Here is a 6,054-nt window from a genome sequence, read left to right as displayed (position 1 = left end):
CCTCCATAGAGGGTCCTTCCGAGAGCAAACGGGCGTAGTTCCAGCCGTAGCGAATGGCTTCCTCGCTAATTCCGGCCGTCCCTTGAATGGAGAGGGTGGAGTTGCCAGAGATGGCGGCTGCGAGATGTTCGGATACCCAGGATTTTGCGGTTCCGGGAACCCCTAATAAGAGTAACGCGCGATCGGTGGTGAGGGTGGCGATCGCTATTTCGATCGGGCGGCGATCGCCAATATACTTCGGGGACACCTCGAACCCATTCTCCAATGTTCCACCCAATATATATATGGCAACGGCATGGGGGGAAAGAAGCCAGTTCGGCGGACGCTGCTTTTTATCCATCTGTTGGAGAACGTTGAGTTCTTCGGCAAACTGCTGTTCTGCGTGTTGGCGCAGTAGAGAAGTTGGGGAGGTTTCGGGTTTTGAAGATGCCACGCGACTCGATCGTGAGAAAAATTAATTGTCAATTGTTAGTTGTCCATTGTCAATTGCTAGATCCCAGAGTTGCACGTCGAAATTCTCAGTCAGGGCAAAGGTTTGGCTATCGGGACTGAAGTAAAAACTGCCATAGCTGTAGCGAGGTATAGGAATCGACTGACTTTTCCAGGTTTCTAGATTCAAAATACCAATCTGCGAGTTGCCATCATCGATCGCAATGAAGCGAGAATCCGGGCTGAAAAAGGCATTATCGCCGTCAAAGGTCGAGACCGTCAAACCGTCTAAATGCCACAATCGTACCTGACTGTCGCGCCCTGCGGTGGTCAGCCAACGTCCGTCACTGCTGAACTCGAGGCGATTTACCGCGTCGTCGTGACCCTTGATTTGGGCGATCGCTTCTCCATCTCGACTCCACAGAAAGATCGTTCCGTCATCGCTGGTGGTGGCAATGGTATTACCGTCGGGACTGAAACTAACGCGGGTGATGGGGACTTCGTGGGGGATTTCGAGAATTGGGCGCAGAATCCAACCTCCGACCCGCCAGAGAGTGACGTTTCCATCGGTTCCAGTGGTGGCGAGGGTTCGACCGTCGGGGCTAAAGCTGAAATCTTCTCCGGGGAAGGTTTTGAGTTGCCAGCCGTTGAGGTTCCACACTTTAATCGCGCGATCGCGGCCGACGGTGGCGATGGTTTTTCCATTGGGGGAAAAATCGACTTTTTTCACCCATTCTCCGTGGGGAAGAGTTTGGAAATGTTGGAGTTCTTCGCCGTCAAACTGCCACAGTTCCACGGTTTTGTATTCGCTGGCGATCTCGAAAGATCGATCGGGGGTCTCTCGCGCGACGGCAATTAGGGTTCCATCGGGGCTGAAGCGCACGTATTTAATGGGTAAACCGTCGTTATCAAGACGATCGACGATCGGGGTTCCGTCTCGATGCCACAGAGATAGGGAATCGGATACGGTGGCAATATAGTTACCGGTGCGATCGAATGCCACATCGGTAACTATATTGCCATCGGTGTCGAGGCGATCGCCTTTTTGGAATAATACCGTTGGATCTAAAGGGTCTTGAAGGAAGGCGCGATCGGTTTGTGAAAGCTGTTGGGAAATGGTCGAAACCGTTGCTGAAAATGCCACTTTTGTCGCACAAATTGCCGTCGTCCAAAATCCGAGTGAAATACTGAGAATAATTAGTGATGCTTGTTTGGAGCGATTTCGCATGGTTGAGAGTTGGAGAAGTTTCTAGGATGTACCTAGAATACAAAGCATCCCAAATTTTAGGCTAATTTAAAGTGTCAATTTTGCGATCGACCACTTCCCTCTCGATCGGGTATTTTCAGAATCAGTTTGGATGAAGTTTGGCTGCGGTTCACCTCTCCAATACTCGCCGATTCAAGTTCCAGATACAATTTACGATCGATTAAATTTGTTTAAACTAAAAGAATTATTCAATCGATCGTTCCAACCCGAATTCTTTTCCAGTCACCCTAAAAATCTTTTAAACTGCGATGACTCTTGCCCTCGACAAACGCACCTATACCGCCCAAGAATATCTCGACCTCGAAACCCAAGCCGACACTCGCCATGAATACCACGATCGGGAAATTATTGAAATGACTGGAGGAAACCCCGATCGCAACCGCATCACCGTTAGCCTTTGTGCGATTCTGCACTTTGGTCTTAAACGCCAACCCTATGATGTTTTCGTGACCGACCAACGTCTCTGGATTCCAACAGTTAATCGCTACACTTACCCCGATATTATGGTGACTCGCGACCCGTTGCAACTCCAGGAAGGACGTACCGACACTATCACCAATCCCCTCCTAATTGCCGAAGTGCTTTCAAAATCAACCTGCAACTACGATCGAGCCGATAAATTTAGTGCCTATCGTACAATTTCGAGCTTTAAAGAATATCTGACCATCGACCAATATGCCATTCATATTGAGCATTACACTCAAACTTCTGAAGGCTGGCTATTGCGAGATTATTACGATATTGAAAAAACGTTTACCTTAACAGCGATCGATCTCGAAATCACGATAGCCGATCTGTATGATAAAGTCGATTTGAACGTCACGAATCCAGAGTCGATTGCTTGAGTTAGGCGAATATATTTTCAACTTCTCTAATTCAATCAAAACGCTACCTTTCAAAGTTGTCGATCGCCCGATAAAAATCAAAACGAAATTGGAGAATCTCTAGAAACTCATCTACTGTTTGTGCCCAATAAGAACCTGCTTTCGCTGCATTTTGAAGCTGTTCTACAACCTCCGAAACCATCATCGGATCGATCGAATATACAAAATCGAGAAATGCCGATCGCAACCCCCAATTATAAGTATCTTTACTCGTAGCAATTTCACGGGAGAATCGATCGAGGACGGCACGGCTGAGTCTCAAACTCCAAGGATACCGACACCATCGCAACAGACAGATTGCCGGATGGTTTTTGCTGAGGCGATCGCGATCGTATTCTAGGATCTCGACGATCGCCATTTCGAGAGTTTCCGTGGGGAGAACCTGCATCAACACCTCGATCGAATTTTCACCACCGATGGCGTATCCTTTCAGACTTGGCAATACATCCAGCAAGGCCTCGCCCCATTCTATATCTCCATGCCGTGCCGCCGCGATCGCCCATCCTTCCAGAAACGCTTTCTCGTATTCATGTTCGTATTCTTGCAACATCTCAACGAACGCTGCTGGAGATGCGTACTGAGTCCAAAAATCTAGAGGAACCGCTGCCACCATTTGCAACAGCCACCAAGGTTTTGCCTCAATCCCCGCAGGTGGTTGGGGAACGATGCCATCGCGGGTTGCCTCTTTCGGACAAGTTTTCGGCAGCTTGACTTCTAATTTTAGGGAGGGGTTACAGGAGATTTTGACGTACTTTTGCAATCGATCTCGCCATCGATCGCAAAACTGAGAGTTTGGCAGTCTCGCCAGCAAATCCACAGCCACCGCGCGAATCAGCTTGCTTTTGTCCGCCAGTGCCAATTCGAGTAGCGCTTCGTCTGCTAAACTCAAGCCGATCTCGAAGGTTGCCAAAAATTTAGCTCGATCGGGTGCTTTATCCTGCTTCCAGATGGATTCTAGCCAATTTCGCGCCAAACTCGGATCGGTGGCACGCAGCCGCTGCAAAACCTGCTGGCGCATCCCAATCGTCCCCGTCTGCCAAACTTCCACCTCCGTTCCTGCCTCGATATCGAAATCGCGAACGTAGTCCCAATCCGGGTTTTGCGCCGCCAGCCAGCATCCCCGCTTACCAAGAACTGGGAACAGAACCGCGCGAAACTCGGGATGTTGCCGTCCCCACTCCAATAACTGTGGCAGGTATTCCGGCGGAACTCGCTGTTTGGCTTTTGCGATCGCCTCTAGCCATTGGGGAAGTACGGCGGAAAATTCACCGGCGAGCATTCGTTGCAGGTGTTGCGCCGCGCAAGGGGAACAAAATGGCAATCTATCGGGGGGAGACAAAGAAAGACGATCGCCCTTTTCTACAGTGGGTACGCGCCCCGCTTGTTGTTGTAAGCCCAGGATAGCTGCCGCACCCAGAAGCGATCGCTCGGGATCTGCCGTGTCGAGTTGACTCAGAAGCCGATCGGCAGTTCCCTCAGTCTCAGGTAAAACAAGGGATTGGCGATCGAGTCCGATGGATGCCATTTTAACGATATCGTGCCACGCGTTCACGGCTTCTCTGGATTAAATTTCTCTATATTTAGAGCGATCCATCGGATGTTCGCTCTAAATAAATTTGGGTCGTTCTGAACTTTCACACATCGAAAAATTAAACAAGTCGCTAGGATGAAATCATCTCAGACATGAAGTTTTCCCATGGCTGTGTCTGTTTTGTCAATGGTAACGGTTGCCGCCACAGATCGCCCGATTTTGGCTCAAATCATCACGGATGCACAAACCGAACTATTTCTCCACCCCACTGAGATCGTTAGTCGAGGCGACAGGATGGAGAACGAACGATCGCGGAGAAATTGAGTTGGGAGATGCCGCCACCAACCCAAACCATTCCCCTTGGGAACCGCACCCAGAATACGATCGCGTATCCCAATAGTCTGCCAATCCCTAATCTTGTGTACGGTGAATGCGAGGTGAGGGAGAATCTAGGAAGTCAGTATTTCCTGGGGTACTAAAGCGCTACCGATTTCCCATTGCTTTTAAGGAAGGAAGCTTGTCGATCGCATGTAGCACAAGATGATGTAGTACGATTTTTTGTATTACGTTTGTGCTAAGTCTCCAGGTTGAAGGACGAAACGGGAAAAACACACCGCTATCGATCGCTACACCTCAATTCAGTTCTACCAGTTCCCCTCCTCGGCAAAATGGGTTCGCATATCGTACTAGCGCGGCGAATTGATTTTGCAATGCTGCTAAACTGCGCGATCTGAATACTACATAGAAAGAGCGCGCGACTCTCCACACCGCAATACACTCTTCGATATTGCTTCGCGAAAACCTTTTAATTTCAGGATCGATCGGGCTTTCTCAAAAAAATTTCCCCCAAGCCCTTGACAATTATGTAGTATATTTGTAGTATGTAAATAAGCGAGCGGGAAACAGCCAAACGGTCAATCCAAAACGGCAACTCCCAAACGCGCACCGAACCTTGAAAATTGAATAGCAATAAACCATGTCACAAATATTCGGACAAGCGCGGTTTTTTCTCCCCTTTCGGAGTGTAGACCCCTCGGTTTATCTCCCACGAGGAATGCCGCCAAACCGTCCGAGATTCCGCACATCGACTGTCAACTTCCTGGGGTTGTAACTCAGTTGTGTAGAGTACTTGTCTGTCGAACAAGAGGTCGCGGGTTCAAGTCCCGTCAGCCCCGTTTGACAGTCGAATGCGGAAAAACATTTCGTTGTGAGTTTTCGTTCTTTCCAAGAATGAAAATTTACAAATCGTTCAAAGTGCAAAGACTACAAAAAATCTAATTCTTGTAAGTAACGAGTTTGCAGTTTTTAGCCCAAAATTTCCGTTAGAAACCACAAACTCAAACCTTGCACTTTGAGCGCCATAGTCCTGTAGGCGAAAGGATTAAGCCGTCTGCCCCTCAAGCAGAAGATTGCGGGTTTGATTCCCGTCGGGACTATTTTCAGTTGTGAGTTAATACAACAAAACAACAAACTGAACTGGTCAGGTGGCCAAGTGGTTGAAGGCGTTGGTCTGCAAAACCGAAATCGTGGGTTCGAGTCCCACCCTGACCTTACGTTGCAGCGTAGCTTAAAGGTAAAGCACCAAGCTCATAACTTGGTCGATGCGGGTTCAACTCCCGCCGCTGTAACCACAACCTGGGGGAATGGTGTAACGGCAACATTTCAGTCTCCAAAACTGACGTTCTAGGTTCAAATCCTAGTTCCCTCGCCTTGCAACATTTCCGTTGCAATCTTACATTTGCAATCCTGCATTTAAACAGTCAATTTTGAAGGTACATTTTTAATTTTTAATTTTGCATTTTTAATTTCTTAGTGCCGTAGGCAAATTGGATTAAGCCACCTGCCTTTCAAGCAAGTGATTGCGGGTTCGAGTCCCGTCGGCACTGTCGATGCGAGCGATCGTATCAAACCTGGGTCGGCTCGCCTATGAGGGTGGGCAGCGG

General features: G+C 48.7%; 5 protein-coding genes and 6 tRNA genes. 7 read left to right on the top strand and 4 right to left on the bottom strand.

The window, feature by feature from the left end; translation table 11 throughout:
• Both IQ235_RS16375 and IQ235_RS16370 read right to left on the bottom strand, forming a co-directional pair.
• Window positions 1–433: AAA family ATPase (locus tag IQ235_RS16375; protein ID WP_264322503.1), on the bottom strand; the 433-nt coding region annotated here is incomplete at its 3' end.
• A gap of 21 nt (window positions 434–454) precedes the next feature.
• Entirely contained in the window at window positions 455–1,657 is a 1,203-nt protein-coding gene (locus IQ235_RS16370; protein ID WP_264322502.1) for a WD40 repeat domain-containing protein, read from the bottom strand.
• 287 nt (window positions 1,658–1,944) lie between these two features.
• Between IQ235_RS16370 and IQ235_RS16365 the strand changes: the two genes are divergently transcribed.
• Window positions 1,945–2,541 (top strand): Uma2 family endonuclease, encoded by a 597-nt coding sequence (locus IQ235_RS16365; RefSeq protein WP_264322501.1) that lies wholly within the window; start codon window positions 1,945–1,947, stop codon window positions 2,539–2,541.
• Window positions 2,542–2,584: 43 nt separating this feature from the next.
• Here IQ235_RS16365 and IQ235_RS16360 read toward each other — a convergent pair whose 3' ends face one another.
• Complete coding sequence (locus tag IQ235_RS16360; protein WP_264322500.1) at window positions 2,585–4,132, bottom strand: DUF5691 domain-containing protein; 1,548 nt, start codon at window positions 4,130–4,132, stop codon at window positions 2,585–2,587.
• 231 nt (window positions 4,133–4,363) lie between these two features.
• A complete protein-coding gene (locus IQ235_RS16355) occupies window positions 4,364–4,519 on the bottom strand; it encodes a hypothetical protein (protein WP_264322499.1) in 156 nt (51 codons plus the stop codon).
• A gap of 693 nt (window positions 4,520–5,212) precedes the next feature.
• On the opposite strand from IQ235_RS16355, the gene IQ235_RS16350 reads away from it, so the two are divergent.
• From IQ235_RS16350 to IQ235_RS16325, 6 genes are all read left to right on the top strand, one after another.
• A tRNA-Asp gene (locus IQ235_RS16350) sits at window positions 5,213–5,286 on the top strand.
• 187 nt (window positions 5,287–5,473) lie between these two features.
• A tRNA-Glu gene (locus IQ235_RS16345) sits at window positions 5,474–5,547 on the top strand.
• Between the two features lie 42 nt (window positions 5,548–5,589).
• Window positions 5,590–5,662: transfer RNA gene (locus IQ235_RS16340), tRNA-Cys, on the top strand.
• Window positions 5,663–5,667: 5 nt separating this feature from the next.
• A tRNA-Ile gene (locus tag IQ235_RS16335) sits at window positions 5,668–5,742 on the top strand.
• Window positions 5,743–5,748: 6 nt separating this feature from the next.
• Window positions 5,749–5,819 (top strand) — tRNA-Trp (locus tag IQ235_RS16330).
• Window positions 5,820–5,922: 103 nt separating this feature from the next.
• A tRNA-Glu gene (locus tag IQ235_RS16325) sits at window positions 5,923–5,997 on the top strand.
• Window positions 5,998–6,054 lie beyond the last annotated feature (57 nt).

The organism is Zarconia navalis LEGE 11467 (assembly GCF_015207075.1).
Classification (GTDB): domain Bacteria; phylum Cyanobacteriota; class Cyanobacteriia; order Cyanobacteriales; family Geitlerinemataceae; genus Zarconia; species Zarconia navalis.
The sequence above is the reverse complement of the archived record's forward strand: the minus strand, read 5'-3'. Positions and strand labels throughout refer to the sequence as shown.